Source organism: Micromonospora sp. NPDC005237, from assembly GCF_040607775.1.
Lineage (GTDB): Bacteria > Actinomycetota > Actinomycetes > Mycobacteriales > Micromonosporaceae > Micromonospora.
Genome location: NZ_JBEXHJ010000011.1, coordinates 82,204 through 98,137 on the forward strand (window position 1 = coordinate 82,204; position 15,934 = coordinate 98,137).

Sequence of the window (15,934 nt, forward strand, 5' to 3'; positions counted from 1 at the left end):
CGCCAGCCTACGGGCACCCGGCGGCGCAACCCCAGCCTCACTCGGGCTCGCAGCGGGTCATCCAGTACCCCTGGCTTTTGTCGATCACCGGCTTTCCGGCGCCGGCGCCGGTGATCGTGATCGTGCAGTCGAGGGGCTTCTCGGCCACGCCGTCGGGCCAGGTCGCCTCCACCATGACCCGGCTCTGGCCGTTGGTCCGGATGGTCGTGCGCCACGGCAGCTTCGCGCTGTCGACGTGGATGAGATCACTCTCGGCGTCGTAGTAGGCGATGTCCGCCTCACCCACGCCGGACACCTGGTAGACCACGGTCACCGGCGCGGGCCCCGACGTCGGTTGCGTGATCGGCTTCTTGGTGGGCCCGGCGGTGGTGGTCTCCGGATCGGTGGGCGCGGTGGGCTCCGGCGCGACGCTCGGCGGCCAGCCGTCGTCGTCGAAGGGGCCGGTGTCGTACGGGTCCTCGGCCACCGGCTCCCCGACGAACTGCCCGACCAGGGGCCCGGCCACGCAGAAGCAGCCGCAGACGGCGAGGGTGAGCGCCGCGACGACCGCGACGACGATCCCGACCACGCGACCGTTGCCGCCGGAGGGGCGACCGGCCGGCGGATAGCCGGGATAGAGGTAGGGCGGTGGATAGCCGGGTGGTGGGTAACCCGGCGGTGGGTAACCCGGCGGCGGATAGGCGGCCGGGGTGGGCGCCGGCGACGGGGGTGGTGGCCAGGGAGCCGCCGCGGTGGGCGTCCACGAGGTTCCGGTGGGATCGGGTGTCCACGGCGCGGAGGGCGACGCGGGTGCCCACGGCGGTGGGGGTGCCCAGGGCTGGCCCGGGGCCAGTGGGTCGGGCATCGGGAAAGAGCCCGGCGCGGCCCAGTCGGACGGCGGCGTCGCCGGCTGTCCCGTCGTCGGATCCGGCGGCGTCGGGGTTGGCTCCGGGGGTGACGTCGGGGGCACCTCGGGTGGGGGCGCGTCGGACATGGCTGCTCCGGGCGGGAGTGGGTATGGGGCCAACGGGCCAGGGGAGCGCGCGCCGAGCCCGCCGGAAGACTGTCGTACCCGCTGGCCGTCCGCAACCCCGTCGGGTCGGTGGCACCGCGACCGGTCCGGTGACACTCGTCCCATTGCGGCCCGCCAACCACTGATCGCTCAAATTCGGTGCTTGTTTAGCCGACTTTCGAGCACCCATGCTGAGCGAAACTAAGTTAGGCTGCGGGCCATGTGTGGAATCGTGGGATACGCGGGCGCGCGCCCGGCACTGGGCATCGTGCTCGACGGGCTGCGGCGGCTGGAATACCGGGGCTACGACTCGGCGGGCGTGGCGATCGTCTGCGACGACCAGCTGCTGACCGAGAAGAAGGCCGGCAAGCTCGCCAACCTGGAGAAGGTGCTCTCCGAGCGCGCCGCCGACGACCCGACCTCCTGCGCGGCCAGCCCGATCGGCATCGGTGACGGCACCACCGGCATCGGGCACACCCGGTGGGCCACCCACGGCGGGCCGACCGACCGCAACGCCCACCCGCACCTGGCCCCCGACGGGCGCGTCGCGGTGATCCACAACGGCATCATCGAGAACTTCGCCAAGCTCCGCGCCGAGCTGGAGGCCGACGGCGTCCAGTTCACCAGCGACACCGACACCGAGTGCGCCGCGCACCTGCTCTCCGCCGCGCTGGCCGACCTGCGCGCCGCCGGCCAGCCGGACAGTCCGCAGTTGCTCGCCGCCGGCATGCGCGTCGTGTGCCAGCGGCTGGAGGGCGCGTTCACCCTGCTCGCGGTCGACGCCGGGGTGCCCGGCGCGGTCGTCGGCGCCCGGCGCAACTCGCCGCTGGTCGTCGGCCGCGGCGAGGGGGAGAACTACCTGGCCAGCGACGTGGCCGCGTTCATCGAGCACACCCGGGAGGCGGTGGAGCTGGGTCAGGACCAGATCGTCCTGATCACCGGCGACAGCATCGAGATCACCGACTTCGACGGTCAGCCCGCCAGCGGCAAGGACTTCCACATCGACTGGGACTCCTCGGCCGCCGAGAAGGGTGGCTACGACTGGTTCATGCTCAAGGAGATCGAGGAGCAGCCGCAGGCCATCGCCGACACGCTGCTCGGCCGGCTCACCGAGACCGGTGAGATCGCCCTCGACGAGGTCCGCCTCAGCGACCAGGATCTGCGCGACGTCGACAAGATCTTCATCGTGGCCTGCGGCACCGCGTACCACGCCGGCATGGTCGCCAAGTACGCCATCGAGCACTGGACGCGGATCCCCTGCGAGGTGGAGCTGGCCAGCGAGTTCCGCTACCGCGACCCGGTGCTCGACCGGTCCACGCTGATCGTGGTGATCTCGCAGTCCGGCGAGACGATGGACACGCTGATGGCGCTGCGCCACGCCAAGGAGCAGAAGGCCCGGGTGCTGGCGATCTGCAACACCAACGGCTCGACCATCCCCCGCGAGTCCGACGCCGTGCTCTACACCCACGGCGGGCCGGAGATCGCCGTCGCCTCCACCAAGGCGTTCCTCACCCAGGTCGTCGCCTGCTACCTGATCGGTCTGCACCTGGCCCAGGTCCGCGGGATCAAGTTCGCCGACGAGGTCGGCGCGGTGGTCGCGCAGTTGCAGGACATCCCGGGCAAGCTGCGCGAGCTGCTCGACCGGATCGAGCCCGTCCGTGAGCTGGCCCGGGAGCTGAAGTCCGAGCCGACAGTGCTGTTCATCGGCCGGCACGTCGGCTACCCGGTGGCCCTGGAGGGCGCGCTGAAGCTGAAGGAGCTGGCGTACATGCACGCCGAGGGCTTCGCCGCCGGTGAGCTGAAGCACGGCCCGATCGCCCTGATCGACAAGGGCACCCCGGTGATCTGCGTGGTGCCGTCGCCGGTGGGCCGGGGGATGCTGCACGACAAGGTCGTCTCCAACATCCAGGAGGTCCGGGCTCGTGGCGCGCGGACCATCGTGATCGCGGAGGAGGGCGACGAGGCCGTCGTCCGGTACGCCGACCACCTGATCTACGTGCCGCGTACGCCGACCCTGCTGGCCCCACTGGTCACCACGGTGCCGCTGCAGGTGCTCGCCGCCGAGATCGCCGCCGCCCGGGGGCACGACGTGGACCAGCCCCGCAACCTGGCCAAGTCGGTCACCGTCGAGTAGCGCGTCGTCAGCGGCCCAGCACCACGCGGGCCATCCCGTCCAGCGCCGGGTTGTCCGGCTCCCAGTAGCCGGTGTGCCCGCCGCGACCGCTGGGGAACACCCGGCCGCCGAACCCGGGGTCGGCCGGGTCGTGACCGAACCACAGCTCGTGGCCGGTCCGATCCGGCCAGCCCAGCACGGCGGCGAGCGGAGCGGCGCCCAGCAGGGCCCGGCGGCCCAGCTCGTCGACCGGCCGGGCCAGGCGGATCACGTCGTCCGGAGCGCTGCTGGCCCACACCTCTGCTGCCGGTACGCCAAGCTCGGCGGCGTGCGCCGCACCGACCCCCGGTGAGCCGACGAACATCAACGCGTCGGCCGCCAGCCCGTGCTCCCGGGCGGCGATGCCCACCACCAAAGACCCGTAGCTGTGCCCGAGCACGGTCTGCCGCGCCGGCGGCCCCTCGTGGGTGGCGCGCAGCCCCTCCTGGAAGCGGTGCAGCGCCCCGCCGGCGTCCCGGGCCTGGCCGGCCGACGCCGCCTCGGTCAGGAAGTCAGGTGCGTCGTAGTCCAGCCACAGCACCGCCGCGCCGCGCTCACCCGGCGCGAGCGTCGCGCAGCGCTCCAGCACCCGGGCCGCTCGACCCAGCTCGCCAGGGGCGTCGTCCAGCCCGGCGGTCATTCCCGGCACGTACGTCAGCACCCGGTCGGCGTGGTCCGGGTCGCCGAGCGCCACCACCACCCGACCCTCACCGGCCGGGTCCAGCCCCAGCAGGTACGCCCGCGGTTCCCCGGTCGCCAGGCGCTCGGTGAGCGTGTCCAGGCCGGCCAGCCGCGCCGCCACCGCGCGCAGCCGCAGCGACGCGAGCGGCCCCGGCGGCACCCGGGCCAGCAACCGCCGACGCTCGGCCAGCAACTCCGCGCGCCGCGCACCGAGCCGCAGGCGGTTGGCCTGGTCGCGGGCGGCCACCGGCACCCCGTCCAGGCCGCCGACGAGGGCCGGCTCGTGCCCGACCAGCCACCGTCGCTGCGCCGGGGTCAACCCGGACCACCAGGCGCGCACCAGCGCCGGCGTCGCCCCGGAGGCCGGTCGGCCGGGCGGCGGTGGGGACGCCCAACCGGTGCCGGCGGCCCGGGCCAGCTCGTCCAACCGGTCGGCGGCCTGCCGGTCCGCCGCGTCGGCCAACTCCAGCGCGCCCCGCAGCGCCGCCGCCACCCGGGCCGGCTCGGTCGGTCGGGGACGAGTCGGATCGACGCGCACGCCACCGGACCGGTCCACCACCAGGCCGGCCGCGTCGGCCCGGGCGACCGCCTCGGCGAGCCGCGCCTTCGCCACCACGAGGCACCCGGCCAGCTCGGACAGCACCTGATCGGCCTCGATCAGCGCGGGCGCCACCGAGGTCACCTCGCCCCGCAGGCAGCCCAGCCGAGCGTCCGCCGCCACCGCTGCCGCGCCGGACCAGCCGCCCCGCAACCGCCCGGCGGAACCGGCCAGCTCGCCGGCGTGCCGCTCGACCGGACCGGTCAGCCCGGCCCAGGCCGCCCCGGCCGCCCGCCAGCCGCCCGGATCGGCGGCCCAGAGCTGCCGGTAGCCGACGCCGCTCACCGGGGCAGGGCGGCGAACCGGCCGGCAGCCCGGTCGTCCACCGTCTCGTACGCCTCGGCCGCGGCCCGGACCCCACCGGCGGTCACCGCCACGTCCGCTCCCAGCCGGCAGAACCACGCGTGCGCTGCCGACTCCAGCCCCGCCAGAGCGGTGGCGGCCCGCCAACCCGGCGCCGGCACCAGCAGGCCGGGCACTCCGGCCAGACCCCACGCCAACCGGTACGCCTCGTCGTCGAGCGCACCGGCCACGGCGCGCAGCTCCTGCGGCCGGACGGCGAACGGCTCCTCGGTCATGACCCCCACCCCCGTGCACGATCGGCATCCACGCGCTGACGCTAGGCAGGGTCGGGCCGTGCCGGAGTGCCCTGTGGACAGCCGGCTGCGGCCGTACCCCGGTGTGTCCACAGGCGTTGCCCACGGCGGGCCCGACGGCTAATCTGCCGCCTCGGCCGCCGGTAGGGTGGTCTGGTGATCGTCGCTGTCGGCATCGACGTCGTCCTGGTCGACCGGTTCACCCGGTCCCTGGCGCGGACGCCGCTGCTTGCCGACCGGCTCTTCACCGCGGCCGAGCGGGCCACCCGCTCCGGCACCCCACGCTCGCCCGAGTCGCTCGCCGCCCGGTTCGCCGCGAAGGAGGCCGTCGCCAAGGCGCTCGGCGCCCCGGCCGGGCTGAGCTGGCACGACTGCGAGATCGTGCCCGATAGGGCTGGCCGGCCCTGGCTGACCGTCTCGGGCACCGTCGCGGCGGCGGCCGTCGAGCGGGGGATCAACCACTGGCACCTCTCGCTGTCGCACGACGGCGGGATCGCGTCGGCGATGGTGGTCGCGGAACGGTGACGTCGGCCGGGTGGCCGGGGCGGCCCACTCGCGAGCGGAATGGGGCACGGTGACATGAGAGCGGTGTGGCGGGCGGCCGACGTACGGGCAGCAGAGGCGGGGCTGAAGGGCACACTGCCGGAGGGCACGCTGATGCAGCGGGCCGCCGCCGGGTTGGCCCGCCGAGCCGCCCTGCTGCTCGCCGAGCGGGGCGGGGTGTACGGCGGCCGGGTGCTGCTGCTCGTCGGCTCCGGCGACAACGGCGGTGACGCCCTCTACGCCGGGGAACGGCTGGCCCGCCGGGGCGTCGAGGTGTCCGCCCTGCTGCTCGCCCCGGGGCGGGCGCACGCCGCGGGGCTGGCCGCGCTGCGCGCCGCCGGTGGCCGGCTGGTCGACCGCCCGGGCGGCCCCGTCGACCTGGTCCTCGACGGCATCGTCGGGATCGGTGGCGCGGGCGGGCTGCGGGCGAGCGCGGACGAGGTGGTCCAGCGCCTCGACGACCTGCGCGGGCGCGACGGCGCTCGGGCCACCGTGCTGGCCGTGGACGTGCCGAGCGGGGTGGCGGTGGACACCGGGCACGTGCCGCTGGTCGCGTCCGGCCGGCCCGCCGCGGTCCGCGCCGACGTGACGGTGGCCTTCGGCGCGTTGAAGCCCGCCCTGGTCGTCGGACCGGCAGCCGTCCTGGCCGGGCACGTGGAGCTGGTCGACATCGGGCTGCGGCCCTGGCTGCGGGGCACTCCCGCGCTGCGGGTCACCGAATGGTCCGACCTCGTGCAGTGGTGGCCGCAGCTGGGCGCGGCGTCGGAGAAGTACACCCGGGGTGTGGTCGGGGTGGCGACCGGCTCGGCGACGTACCCGGGCGCGGCTGTGCTCTCCGTCGGCGGGGCGCTCGCCGGGCCGACAGGGCTGGTCCGCTACGCCGGCGGCGCTCGGGCCGAGGTGCTGCACCAGCACCCCTCGGTGATCGCCACCGGGCGGGTCGCCGACGCCGGCCGGGTGCAGGCCTGGGTGTGCGGCTCGGGGCTGGGCACCGGCGACGACGCGGCGGCCGAGCTGCGGGCCGTCCTGGCCGCCCCGGTGCCGGTGGTGCTCGACGCGGACGCGCTGACCCTGCTTGTGGACGGCTCGCTCGCCGACCGGCTGCGCGGCCGGGACGCGCCGATCGTGGTCACCCCGCACGACCGGGAGTTCACCCGGCTGTGCGGGGAGGAGCCCGGCGCCGACCGGGTCGGGGCCGCGCTGCGGCTGGCCGCCTGGATGAACGCGGTGGTGCTGCTCAAGGGGGACCGCACGGTGATCGGCACGCCGGACGGCCGGGCGTACGTCAACCCGACCGGCACCCCGGCGCTGGCCACCGGCGGCACCGGCGACGTGCTGGCCGGGCTGCTCGGCTCGCTCCTGGCGGCCGGGGTGCCGGCGGACCGGGCGGCGGCCTCGGCCGCGTACCTGCACGGGCTCGCCGGTCGGGAGGCGGCCCGCGGCGGCCCGGTGACCGCGCCCGACGTGGCGACCGCGCTGCGCCCGGTCGTCGCCCGGCTGGGCTGATCGTCGCTGTTCGGGCCGGTTGGCTGGCTCGGCGGGCCGGGCCGTGCGTCGCCGCCCACCCGGATCAGGGCGGAAAGTAGGCTGGGCGTATGTGGCAGGCCGAGGTACGCGTCGATCTTGATGCGATCCGCGAGAACGTGAGCCGGCTCCGCTCCGGCACCACCGCCGAGCTGATGGCGGTGGTCAAGGGCGACGGGTACGGCCACGGGATGATCCCGTCCGCCCGCGCGGCGCTGGACGCGGGGGCCGACTGGCTCGGCGTGTGCACCCTCGACGAGGCGCTCACGCTGCGTCGGGCCGGGATCACCGCGCCGGTGCTGGCGTGGTTGCTCGCGCCGGGGCTGCCGCTGCACGAGGGGGTCGGCGCCGGGGTGGACCTCGCCGCCGCCAGCCTGCCGCAACTGGACGAGATGATCGAGGCGAGCCGGCGTGCCGGACGCCCGGCCCGACTGCACCTGAAGATCGACACGGGGCTGTCCCGGGGCGGCGCCACCGTCGCCGACTGGCCGGCGCTGCTCGACGCCGCCGCGAAGGCCCAGGCCGACGGCCTGGTCGAGGTGGTCGGCGTGTGGAGCCATTTCGTGTACGCGGACATGCCCGGCCATCCGACCACGGACCGGCAGCTCGCCGTCTTCCACGAGGGGCTGGCCATGGTCGAGCAGGCCGGGCTGCGCCCCCGCTGGCGGCACCTGGCCAACTCGGCGGCCACCCTGACCCGCCCGGACACCCACTTCGACCTGGTTCGCCCCGGGCTGGCCGTCTACGGTCTGTCCCCGGTGGCCGGCGAGACGTACGGGCTGCGGCCGGCGATGACCGCGCGGGCCCGGGTGATGCTCACCAAGCGGGTGCCCGCCGGCACCGGCGTCTCGTACGGGCACACCTACACGACCGAGGCCGACGCGAATCTCGCCGTGGTGCCCCTCGGGTACGCCGACGGTGTGCCCCGGCACGCGTCCAACACCGGGCCGGTGCAGCTCGCCGGTGCGCGGCGGACGATCTCCGGGCGCGTCTGCATGGACCAGTTCGTGATCGACTGTGGTGACGACCCGGTGGCCGACGGCGACGTGGCGACCCTGTTCGGCAGCGGTGCCGACGGCGAGCCGACGGCCGACGACTGGGCCGAGGCGGTCGGCACGATCAACTACGAGATCGTCACCCGGTTCGGCAGCACGCGGGTGCCGCGCGTCTACGACGGCGAGCGCTCGCCGTGAGCGCGAGGAGTGAGCCGGGGTTGCGAGCCCCGCAGTCGCGAACAAAGGTGACGCCGTGACGTACCGCATCCCGCGGCCGCGGACCGCCGCCGGCCGGGTCGCCGGCCTGGTCGGCGCCGCGGTCGGTGTGGCGGCGGCCGGCCTGGCCGCCGGCGTCGCGACCGAACGCACCCTGGTCCGCCGGCTCAAGGCCGACCCGGCCGACCACTACGCGCACGAGAGGTTCGGCGAGCAGCGGTACGACGACGCGTTCCGGCTGGAGCTGCCGGACGGCACCGACATCCACGTCGAGGTGGTCGAGCCGACCCGCCCGGTGCCGGGGCACCCGACGGTGGTGCTGGTGCACGGCTTCTGCCTGGACATGGGCACCTTCCACTTCCAGCGCCGGATGCTCGCCGCGCGCGGCGACTACCGTGTCGTCGCGTACGACCAGCCCGGTCACGGCCGGTCCGGCCGGTTGGAGACCGGGGAGTACGACCTGGCGGTGCTCGGCCGGACGCTGCGCCAGGTGATCGACCGGACCGCCCCGGAGGGGCCGCTGGTGCTGGTCGGCCACTCGATGGGCGGCATGACCATCATGGCGTTCGCCGAGCTGTTTCCGGAGCTGTTCGGTGACCGGGTGGTGGGCACCGTGCTGATGGCCACCTCGGGCGGGTTGATCGCGGAGACCAAGCTGGTCGCGCCGGCGCTGCTCGGCCGGGTCGGCGGGCCGGTGCTCTACATGGTCAGCAACGCCACCCGGTACGGCGGCCCGGTGATCGACAAGGCCCGCAAGTCCACGTCCAACGTGGCCTGGCTGCTCACCCGCAAGTACGGCTTCGGCACCCGCAAGCCCAGCCCGGCGCTCGTTTCGTACGTGGAGACGATGAACTCCCGGACCTCCGCCGACACGGTGACCCGCTACCTGCGGACGCTTGCCACGCACTCGCGTTTCCCGGCGCTGGCCGCGTTGGCGAACGCGCCGGTGCTGGTGGTCGTCGGCGACAAGGACATGATCACTCCGGTGACACACTCGGAGGAGATCGTCCGGCGGTTGCCGCACGCCGAGTTCATCAAGATCAAAGACAGCGGTCACGTGGTGATGCTGGAGCACGCCGACGAGGTCAACGCCGCGCTGGCGCGGTTCCTCGAGTCACTGGAGAGCATGGAGGACCGGTGAGTTTCGTCGTCAAACTGCCGACCGTCGAGGACACTCGGGAGTTCGGTCGCCGGCTGGCCGGGCTGCTGCGGGCCGGTGACCTGGTGCTGTTGACCGGTCCGCTGGGGGCCGGCAAGACCGCGCTCACCCAGGGCGTCGGCGCGGGGCTCCACGTTCTCGGCGACGTCACCTCGCCGACGTTCGTGATCGCCCGCGTGCACCGGCCCGACCCGGCCCGGGGTGGCCGGGTGGCCCTGGTGCACGCCGACGCGTACCGGCTGGGCGCCGCCAGCGACCCGCGTGCCGAGATCGACGACCTGGATCTGGACGCCTCGGTGGACGAGTCGGTGACCGTGGTGGAGTGGGGCGAGGGCCTGGTGGAGCAGTTGGTCGACGCGCACCTGCGGGTCCGTATCGACCGCCGCGACGACGACACCCGGATCGTCGAGCTGGAGCCGGTCGGTGGCGACTGGGCCCGACGGCTCGCCGAGCTGAGTTAGGGCCCGTGTCGGCGCGGCGTTGTCGGACCCGGTGCCTAGAGTGCGGGGGACCGACCCGCGCTGGAAGAGGTTCCTGATGCCCGATGACGCCCCCGCCCTGGATCTGCTGGCACTGCTGCCGGAGCAGTGGCGTGCCGTGCTCACCCCGCACCTCGATCCGGCCCGCACCGCCGCGCTGGCCGAGTTCGTCGCCCGGGAGTACGCGACGCAGACCGTCTTCCCGCCGTTGGAGGATCTCTTCTCGGCCTACCGGCTCTGCCCGCCGCAGAGCACCCGGGTGCTGATCCTCGGGCAGGATCCCTATCACCGTGCCGGGCAGGCCCACGGGTTGAGCTTCAGCGTCCGCGAGGGGGTGGCGGTGCCGCCGTCGCTGCGCAACGTCTTCAAGGAGTTGGGCGAGGACGTGGGCGTGGCCAAGCCGCGCAGCGGCAACCTCGACGGCTGGGCCGCGCAGGGCGTGCTGCTGCTCAACGCGGTGCTGACGGTGCGCCAGGCCACGCCGGGTTCGCACGCCAACTCGGGCTGGGAGGAGTTCACCGACGCCACGATCCGGGCGCTGAACGCCGCACCGGACCGGGTGGTCTTCCTGCTCTGGGGCGGCTACGCGCGCAAGAAGGCGGCCCTGGTTACCAACCCGCAGCACGTGGTGCTGGAGGCTGGCCACCCCAGCCCGATGAACCCGCGCGGCTTCCTCGGCAGTCGCCCGTTCAGCGCGGCCAACAAGGCGCTCGCCGACGCCGGGCGGCCCACCATCGACTGGGAGCGCACCGCGGGCTGACCCCCTGAGGCGTGGGCCGCTCGCCGGCTCTGCGGCGTGGGCCGTGCCGCCAGCTTGTTGGTGAGGCGTGGGCCGTGCGGCCGGCTTTTTGTTGTGGTGCGGGGGCCGTGCCGCTGACCTCTGCGGCGTGGGCCGCGTCGCCGGCTCTGCGGCGTGGGCCGCGTCGCCAGCTTGTTGTTGTGGTGCGGGCTGTGCCGCCTGGCGAGACCGCGTGGCCCTTCGCCGCGCGGCGCGGGTCAGCCCTCGGCAGCGAGTTGCCGCGCCCGGTAGCGGCGCAGTAATTCGGCGGCCCGCGGCTCGGTCAGCTCCAGCTCGACCAGCGGCACCACCCGATAGTCGCGCCCGCCGTGGCGCACCTCGATCGTCTCGGGCAGCTCGTCGCACATGGTCGCCCTGATCTCGCCGTACCGGGTCGACCAACGGTGCTCGCCCGGCTCCTCCGGCTCCAGCCACACCCCGCCGAACTCGCCCCACCGGGCGTTCCACCGCTGGCCGTAGTTCGCCTTCAGCCAGCCGGTGAACCGTTTCGAGTCCTGCCAGCGCAGGGCGATCTCCACGGCGTCCACCGGCACCGGCGCGCCCTGCAACAGGGCCGCCGTGCCGCCGGTGAGCACCTGCGGAAAGTCGGTGAGTCGGTCCAGCGTCTCATCCAGGCCCAGCTCGTCGATGCGTTGGGCGATCGGCCGGGCGGCCAGTTCGTCGATGCGGGCGTCGAGGTGCGCGTCCAGCGGCTCGACCTCGACCACCATCTGCACGTCCATCGCGGCGAACAAGCGCTCCAGCACCGCAAGGCTCGCGGCGCGGCTGCCGCTCTCGATCCGGGCAACAGCCGCCTGGGTGACCCCCGCCGCCTCTGCCAACTCGGACTGGGTCAGGTCGCGCAGGTGCCGTTGCTGGCGGACAGCCCTGCCGAGCAGGGTGGCGAGGCGCGTCGGCGGCATGCCGACATGGTGGACCGGGCATGGCCGAGGAGAAACCGCTGAGCCGGATTCACGACTGCGTGGCCTGGGTCCGAGATCCCGGCGACCCGGCGCCGTCGGGTGGGCCATTCCCTGATGAGCGGTATTCCTGTGGGTCATAAATATGACTCACAGGTATACCGCTTCTCACCGCAAGTGGCCTCCGGCCGAGCGGTGGCGTCCGCACAGGTCGACTGAGAACGGCCAGGACGGTGAGAGCGGCCAAGACGGCCAAGGCGGCCGATGCGGGCGATAGCGACAGCCCTGCTCGACGGCCTGAACGGCCGGAGTGGCCATGACGACAGTCGGAACGGCCAGGACGACCCGCTTAGAGCGGCCCAGGCGGCCGAGGATGACAGGCGGCCGGGCTTGAGCGGCCCGGCTTGAGGGGCCGGGCTTGAGGGGCCGGGCTTGAGGGGCCGGGCTTGAGGGGCCGGGCTTGAGGGGCCGGCACCCAGGGTGCCAGGGCGTCCAGGAGTGAGTGGCTGACCCTGGGCGCAGGCAGGGGGCGGGGCGTGGCCGGGCGGCGGTGGTGGGGCCGCTAGGCTGGCTAACCGTGCTCGTACTCGTGGTGGACAGCTCTACCCCCGCGGTGACCGCAGCGTTGGTGGAGATCTCGGCGGACGGCGTGACGTCCCGGGCGCACCGGTGCACGGTCGACGCCCGCGCGCACGGTGAACTGCTCGCGCCCCAGGTCGACGCGGTCCTCGCCGACGTCGGAGCGCGCCCGCGTGATCTGGGCGCCATCGTCGCCGGCCTCGGCCCGGGGCCGTTCACCGGGCTGCGGGTCGGCCTGGTCACCGCCGCCACGATGGGGCAGGTGCTCGGCGTCCCGACGTACGGCGTCTGCTCCCTGGACGGCATCGGCTACCCGGCGGCGGCCGGCGAGCCGGTGCTGGCTGCCAGCGACGCCCGCCGCAAGGAGCTGTACTGGGCGGTCTACGACGGCGCCGGTCAGCGGATCGTCGGGCCCGAAGTGTCCGCCCCGGCGGTGGCCGCCGCGCGCGCCCGGGAACTGGGGGCGACGGTCGCGGTCGGCGACGGGGCACACCGGTACGCCGAAGCCCTGGACCTGCCGGTCCGGGTCGAGCCGCGCTACCCGGAGGCCACCGTGCTGGCGCAGCTCGCCGCCGAGCGGATCCGGGCCGGCGCACCCGGCGAGCGGCTCACCCCGCTCTACCTGCGCCGTCCGGACGCCGTGGCGGCCACCGGCCGCAAATCGGTCCTGCCGTGAGCACGACGGTACGGCTGGACCCGTTCCGCTGGTGGCACATCGACGAGGCGATGCCCATCGAGGTGGACCTCTTCGGCGCGGAACACTGGTCGCCGGCGATGTTCTGGAACGAGCTTGCCAACAGGCACCACTATCGGGTCGCCACCGACACCGACGGCACCCTGCTCGGCTATGCCGGGCTCGCCGGAGCCCCACCGGACGAGGTGTGGGTGCAGGTCATCGCGGTCCGCCGGGACGTCCAGCGGCGCGGTGTCGGGCGTGTCCTGCTGGAGGAGCTGCTCGCCGAGGCGGCCCGACGTGACGCCCGCAGCACCCTGCTGGAGGTCGCCGTGGACAACGTGGCCGCCCAGCGGCTCTACGCGATGTACGGGTTCGAGCCGATCGGGGTGCGTCGCGGCTACTACCAACCGAGCAACACCGACGCGCTGGTCATGCGGCGCGACGCCGAGCCGACCGGGGACGGACCACACGACCATGGCTGACGAACCGCTGATCCTGGGCATCGAGACCTCGTGCGACGAGACCGGCGTCGGCATCGTACGCGGGCACACCCTGCTGGCCGACGCGCTCGCGTCCAGCGTCGAGGAGCACGCCCGCTTCGGCGGCGTGGTGCCCGAGGTGGCCAGCCGGGCCCACCTGGAAGCCATCGTGCCGACCATGCAGCGGGCGCTGACCGAGGCCGGTGTCACCCTGGCCGACATCGACGCCATCGCGGTCACCTCCGGGCCCGGGCTGGCCGGCGCGCTGCTCGTCGGCGTCGCCGCCGCCAAGGGGTACGCGCTGGCGGCCGAGAAGCCGGTGTACGGCGTCAACCACCTTGCCGCGCACGTCGCGGTGGACACGCTTGAGCACGGCCCGCTCCCGGAACCCGCGATCGCGCTGCTGGTCTCCGGCGGGCACTCGTCCCTGCTGCTGGTCGATGACCTGGCCCGGGGCGTCACCCCGCTCGGCGCCACCATCGACGACGCGGCCGGTGAGGCGTTCGACAAGGTCGCCCGACTGCTGGGGTTGCCGTTCCCGGGCGGCCCGCCCATCGACCGGGAGGCCCGCGCCGGTGACGCCGCCTCGATCGCGTTCCCGCGTGGCCTCACCGCCGCCAAGGATCTCGCCGCCCACCGGTACGACTTCTCGTTCTCCGGGCTGAAGACGGCGGTGGCCCGCTGGGTCGAGGCGCGGCAGCGCGCCGGCGAGCCGGTGCCGGTGGCCGACGTCGCCGCGTCCTTTCAGGAGGCGGTCTGCGACGTCCTGACCAGCAAGGCGCTCGCCGCCTGCCGGGCGCAGGGGATCGAGACGCTGGTGATCGGCGGCGGAGTGGCGGCGAACTCCCGGCTGCGGGCGCTGGCCGAGCAGCGGGCCGAGAAGTACGGCATCCGGGTGCGGGTGCCCCGGCCGAAGCTGTGCACCGACAACGGGGCGATGGTGGCCGCGCTCGGATCGCACCTGGTCGCCGCCGGGGTCGCGCCGAGCCGGCTGGACCTGCCGGCCGACTCGGCGCTGCCGTTGACAACGGTCAGCGTGTGACGGGGGCACCGGAGATGATCGTGCGGATGTGGGAGGCGCGCGCCGAGGCGTACGGCGTCGCCGACCTGATCACCTGGGTGTGCGACACCGCCCTGCCCGAGTTGGAGCACGACCCTCTGCACGTGTCCAGCGAGGTCTTCTCCTCCACCGACCACCGTGTCGTGGTCATCTCCAAGTGGCGCAGCAGCCCGCGTCCGCTGCCCGATCCACCCGCCCTGCTGGTGGCCCGCGCCCCGCACTCCTGGGATTTCACCCAGGTGGACCGCTGACGGGGGCCACCTCCACGGGTGGTCAGCTGCGGCGCAGCATCCGGTAGGTGGCGATCCCGCCGGTGCCGAGCGCGGCGAGGAAGACCAGCCAGACGACTGTGCTGCTGACTCCGACCTGTGGGCCGGCGTTCGCTCCGGCGGCGGCGAGCAGGCCGTCCTTGCCGGGGGCGGGCAGCGCGGCCGGCGGCAGTTCGGGCCACCGGACCAGTCCGGTGGACTCCAGCATCTGCATGTGGTGCTGCACGAAGGCGTTGGCGTCCTCGCAGAGCTTACGAACTGTCGCGTCGCGGGTGCTGGCACGCACCGCGCCGATCACCGGGAAGATCTTGCCGTGGGCCACGCGGAGCCGGGTCACGAAGATCTGGTCGAACCGGGCGCCGGAGGCGTTCTGCATCTCCGACAGCCAACCCTTCTGCTCGGCGGTCGGCTCGGTGGGGATGGACGCGCCGAGCTTGTTGGCGGCGTCCACGACGAGCTGGTCGAGCTTCTGGTGCTCGCCGGCGATGGCCGCGCCGATCTCCCGTACCTTCGCCGACTGTCCCTTTTCGGCGGCCATCTGACCGGCGGGCATCTCCCACAGCCCGGCCAACCGCACACCGTTGAGCAGTGTCATGTCGGCGGCGTTGAGCTGCTGCCCGCCGGAGGGGGCGGCGATGGCCACTCCGGGCAGGACACCGACCCCCGCGACGATCGCGATGAGCAACATCGCCGCGCGGTGCATCCGGTTGCCCGGCCGACGACGGGCGGATCTGAGCGGTGCCATGTCTGTGGTGCCTCCTCGGTCCGGACCGAAACGCGTCTGGACCGGGCAGCCGCACCCTGCCGGCCGCCCGTCCGCCCACTGGTACGGACTGATCGCCCGATCAGTTCATCCGCGCGCCCGGTGGAAATGCGTGCGGCGGACGAGCCGAAGCCCTCGGCGCGACGCGGATCAGCGGGTGACGGCGAGGAAGCCGCCGAGCAGCAGCAGCGTGAGCGCGGCGACGGCGAAGAGCACCAGCAGTTCCCTGCGGCCGTGCCCGATCGGGTCACCGCCGCCGGCCGTCGCGGCGGCGGGGTCGGGCAGGGCCGGCAGGTCGCGGGTCAGCGCGGCCAGGTCACCGAGGGTACGGGAGGCCCAGACCGCGCCGGCCCGCTCGGAGAACTCGTCCAGCGTGAGCCGGCCCTCGGTGGTGTGCCGGTGCAGCTCGGCGACCACCCGGTGGCGGTCGTCGTCGGAGGCGCGCAGCTCGACATCCACGCCGGACAGGGTACGCG

The 15,934-nt window shown here is 74.2% G+C and carries 17 protein-coding genes; 11 read left to right on the plus strand and 6 right to left on the minus strand.

The genetic code is table 11. The annotated features are described in order from the left end of the window. Window positions 1-37: 37 nt before the first annotated feature. Window positions 38-844, minus strand: coding sequence for an MmpS family transport accessory protein (locus tag ABZT87_RS27485; RefSeq protein ID WP_355139139.1), 807 nt, complete (start codon window positions 842-844; stop codon window positions 38-40). A gap of 367 nt (window positions 845-1,211) precedes the next feature. Here ABZT87_RS27485 and glmS point away from each other — a divergent pair, with 367 nt between their 5' ends. Next, complete coding sequence (gene glmS, locus ABZT87_RS27490) at window positions 1,212-3,125, plus strand: glutamine--fructose-6-phosphate transaminase (isomerizing) (RefSeq protein WP_355068237.1); 1,914 nt, start codon at window positions 1,212-1,214, stop codon at window positions 3,123-3,125. 7 nt (window positions 3,126-3,132) lie between these two features. Here glmS and ABZT87_RS27495 read toward each other — a convergent pair whose 3' ends face one another. Both ABZT87_RS27495 and ABZT87_RS27500 read right to left on the minus strand, forming a co-directional pair. Then, window positions 3,133-4,707, minus strand: a complete 1,575-nt coding sequence (locus ABZT87_RS27495; protein WP_355139141.1) for an alpha/beta hydrolase — start codon at window positions 4,705-4,707, stop codon at window positions 3,133-3,135. Further along, window positions 4,704-5,000, minus strand: coding sequence for a hypothetical protein (locus ABZT87_RS27500; protein ID WP_355139143.1), 297 nt, complete (start codon window positions 4,998-5,000; stop codon window positions 4,704-4,706). Before ABZT87_RS27500 ends, ABZT87_RS27495 begins: the two co-directional genes overlap by 4 nt. A 174-nt stretch (window positions 5,001-5,174) precedes the next feature. Between ABZT87_RS27500 and ABZT87_RS27505 the strand changes: the two genes are divergently transcribed. From ABZT87_RS27505 to ung, 6 genes are all read left to right on the plus strand, one after another. Continuing rightward, complete coding sequence (locus tag ABZT87_RS27505; RefSeq protein WP_354855333.1) at window positions 5,175-5,543, plus strand: holo-ACP synthase; 369 nt, start codon at window positions 5,175-5,177, stop codon at window positions 5,541-5,543. Between the two features lie 54 nt (window positions 5,544-5,597). Continuing rightward, window positions 5,598-7,067 carry an NAD(P)H-hydrate dehydratase gene (locus tag ABZT87_RS27510; RefSeq protein WP_355139145.1) on the plus strand — a complete coding sequence of 490 codons (1,470 nt, stop codon included), beginning with the start codon at window positions 5,598-5,600 and terminating at the stop codon, window positions 7,065-7,067. Window positions 7,068-7,156: 89 nt separating this feature from the next. Next, a complete protein-coding gene (alr, locus tag ABZT87_RS27515; protein WP_354855335.1) occupies window positions 7,157-8,278 on the plus strand; it encodes an alanine racemase in 1,122 nt (373 codons plus the stop codon). Between the two features lie 55 nt (window positions 8,279-8,333). Beyond that, window positions 8,334-9,437, plus strand: coding sequence for an alpha/beta hydrolase (locus ABZT87_RS27520; protein WP_355139147.1), 1,104 nt, complete (start codon window positions 8,334-8,336; stop codon window positions 9,435-9,437). After that, window positions 9,434-9,916, plus strand: coding sequence for a tRNA (adenosine(37)-N6)-threonylcarbamoyltransferase complex ATPase subunit type 1 TsaE (gene tsaE / locus ABZT87_RS27525; protein ID WP_355068245.1), 483 nt, complete (start codon window positions 9,434-9,436; stop codon window positions 9,914-9,916). The genes ABZT87_RS27520 and tsaE overlap by 4 nt, the downstream gene beginning before the upstream one ends. Window positions 9,917-9,992: 76 nt before the next feature. Then, complete coding sequence (gene ung, locus ABZT87_RS27530; protein ID WP_354855338.1) at window positions 9,993-10,694, plus strand: uracil-DNA glycosylase; 702 nt, start codon at window positions 9,993-9,995, stop codon at window positions 10,692-10,694. A gap of 236 nt (window positions 10,695-10,930) precedes the next feature. Here ung and ABZT87_RS27535 read toward each other — a convergent pair whose 3' ends face one another. Then, on the minus strand, window positions 10,931-11,635 hold the full coding sequence (locus ABZT87_RS27535; RefSeq protein WP_354855339.1) for a helix-turn-helix transcriptional regulator: 705 nt from the start codon (window positions 11,633-11,635) through the stop codon (window positions 10,931-10,933). Between the two features lie 574 nt (window positions 11,636-12,209). Here ABZT87_RS27535 and tsaB point away from each other — a divergent pair. The 4 genes from tsaB to ABZT87_RS27555 are packed head-to-tail and all read left to right on the plus strand — an operon-like array spanning window position 12,210 to window position 14,677. Beyond that, window positions 12,210-12,887 (plus strand): tRNA (adenosine(37)-N6)-threonylcarbamoyltransferase complex dimerization subunit type 1 TsaB, encoded by a 678-nt coding sequence (gene tsaB / locus ABZT87_RS27540; RefSeq protein ID WP_355068247.1) that lies wholly within the window; start codon window positions 12,210-12,212, stop codon window positions 12,885-12,887. Continuing rightward, window positions 12,884-13,369, plus strand: a complete 486-nt coding sequence (gene rimI, locus ABZT87_RS27545) for a ribosomal protein S18-alanine N-acetyltransferase (RefSeq protein WP_354855341.1) — start codon at window positions 12,884-12,886, stop codon at window positions 13,367-13,369. The genes tsaB and rimI overlap by 4 nt, the downstream gene beginning before the upstream one ends. Further along, window positions 13,362-14,408, plus strand: a complete 1,047-nt coding sequence (gene tsaD / locus ABZT87_RS27550) for a tRNA (adenosine(37)-N6)-threonylcarbamoyltransferase complex transferase subunit TsaD (protein ID WP_007465128.1) — start codon at window positions 13,362-13,364, stop codon at window positions 14,406-14,408. Before rimI ends, tsaD begins: the two co-directional genes overlap by 8 nt. Before the next feature lie 14 nt (window positions 14,409-14,422). Beyond that, the gene (locus ABZT87_RS27555) at window positions 14,423-14,677 is read left to right on the plus strand and encodes a hypothetical protein (RefSeq protein ID WP_039906914.1); all 255 of its coding nucleotides are present in this window, start codon (window positions 14,423-14,425) and stop codon (window positions 14,675-14,677) included. Between the two features lie 22 nt (window positions 14,678-14,699). On the opposite strand, the gene ABZT87_RS27560 is transcribed toward ABZT87_RS27555, so the two are convergent. Then, window positions 14,700-15,440: a DUF4142 domain-containing protein gene (locus ABZT87_RS27560; protein ID WP_354855342.1), complete on the minus strand. Its 741-nt coding sequence runs from the start codon at window positions 15,438-15,440 to the stop codon at window positions 14,700-14,702. A gap of 168 nt (window positions 15,441-15,608) precedes the next feature. Next, window positions 15,609-15,917, minus strand: coding sequence for a DUF1707 domain-containing protein (locus tag ABZT87_RS27565; protein WP_354855343.1), 309 nt, complete (start codon window positions 15,915-15,917; stop codon window positions 15,609-15,611). Window positions 15,918-15,934 lie beyond the last annotated feature (17 nt).

What these genes read in the sequence shown, in the direction of transcription:
- ABZT87_RS27485 (WP_355139139.1), bottom strand. Translation starts at nt 844, where the DNA reads ATGCCCGACCCACTGGCCCCGGGCCAGCCCTGGGCACCCCCACCGCCG.
- glmS (WP_355068237.1), top strand. Translation starts at nt 1,212, where the DNA reads ATGTGTGGAATCGTGGGATACGCGGGCGCGCGCCCGGCACTGGGCATC.
- ABZT87_RS27500 (WP_355139143.1), bottom strand. Translation starts at nt 5,000, where the DNA reads ATGACCGAGGAGCCGTTCGCCGTCCGGCCGCAGGAGCTGCGCGCCGTG.
- ABZT87_RS27510 (WP_355139145.1), top strand. Translation starts at nt 5,598, where the DNA reads ATGAGAGCGGTGTGGCGGGCGGCCGACGTACGGGCAGCAGAGGCGGGG.
- alr (WP_354855335.1), top strand. Translation starts at nt 7,157, where the DNA reads ATGTGGCAGGCCGAGGTACGCGTCGATCTTGATGCGATCCGCGAGAAC.
- ung (WP_354855338.1), top strand. Translation starts at nt 9,993, where the DNA reads ATGCCCGATGACGCCCCCGCCCTGGATCTGCTGGCACTGCTGCCGGAG.
- ABZT87_RS27535 (WP_354855339.1), bottom strand. Translation starts at nt 11,635, where the DNA reads ATGCCGCCGACGCGCCTCGCCACCCTGCTCGGCAGGGCTGTCCGCCAG.
- tsaD (WP_007465128.1), top strand. Translation starts at nt 13,362, where the DNA reads ATGGCTGACGAACCGCTGATCCTGGGCATCGAGACCTCGTGCGACGAG.
- ABZT87_RS27555 (WP_039906914.1), top strand. Translation starts at nt 14,423, where the DNA reads ATGATCGTGCGGATGTGGGAGGCGCGCGCCGAGGCGTACGGCGTCGCC.
- ABZT87_RS27560 (WP_354855342.1), bottom strand. Translation starts at nt 15,440, where the DNA reads ATGGCACCGCTCAGATCCGCCCGTCGTCGGCCGGGCAACCGGATGCAC.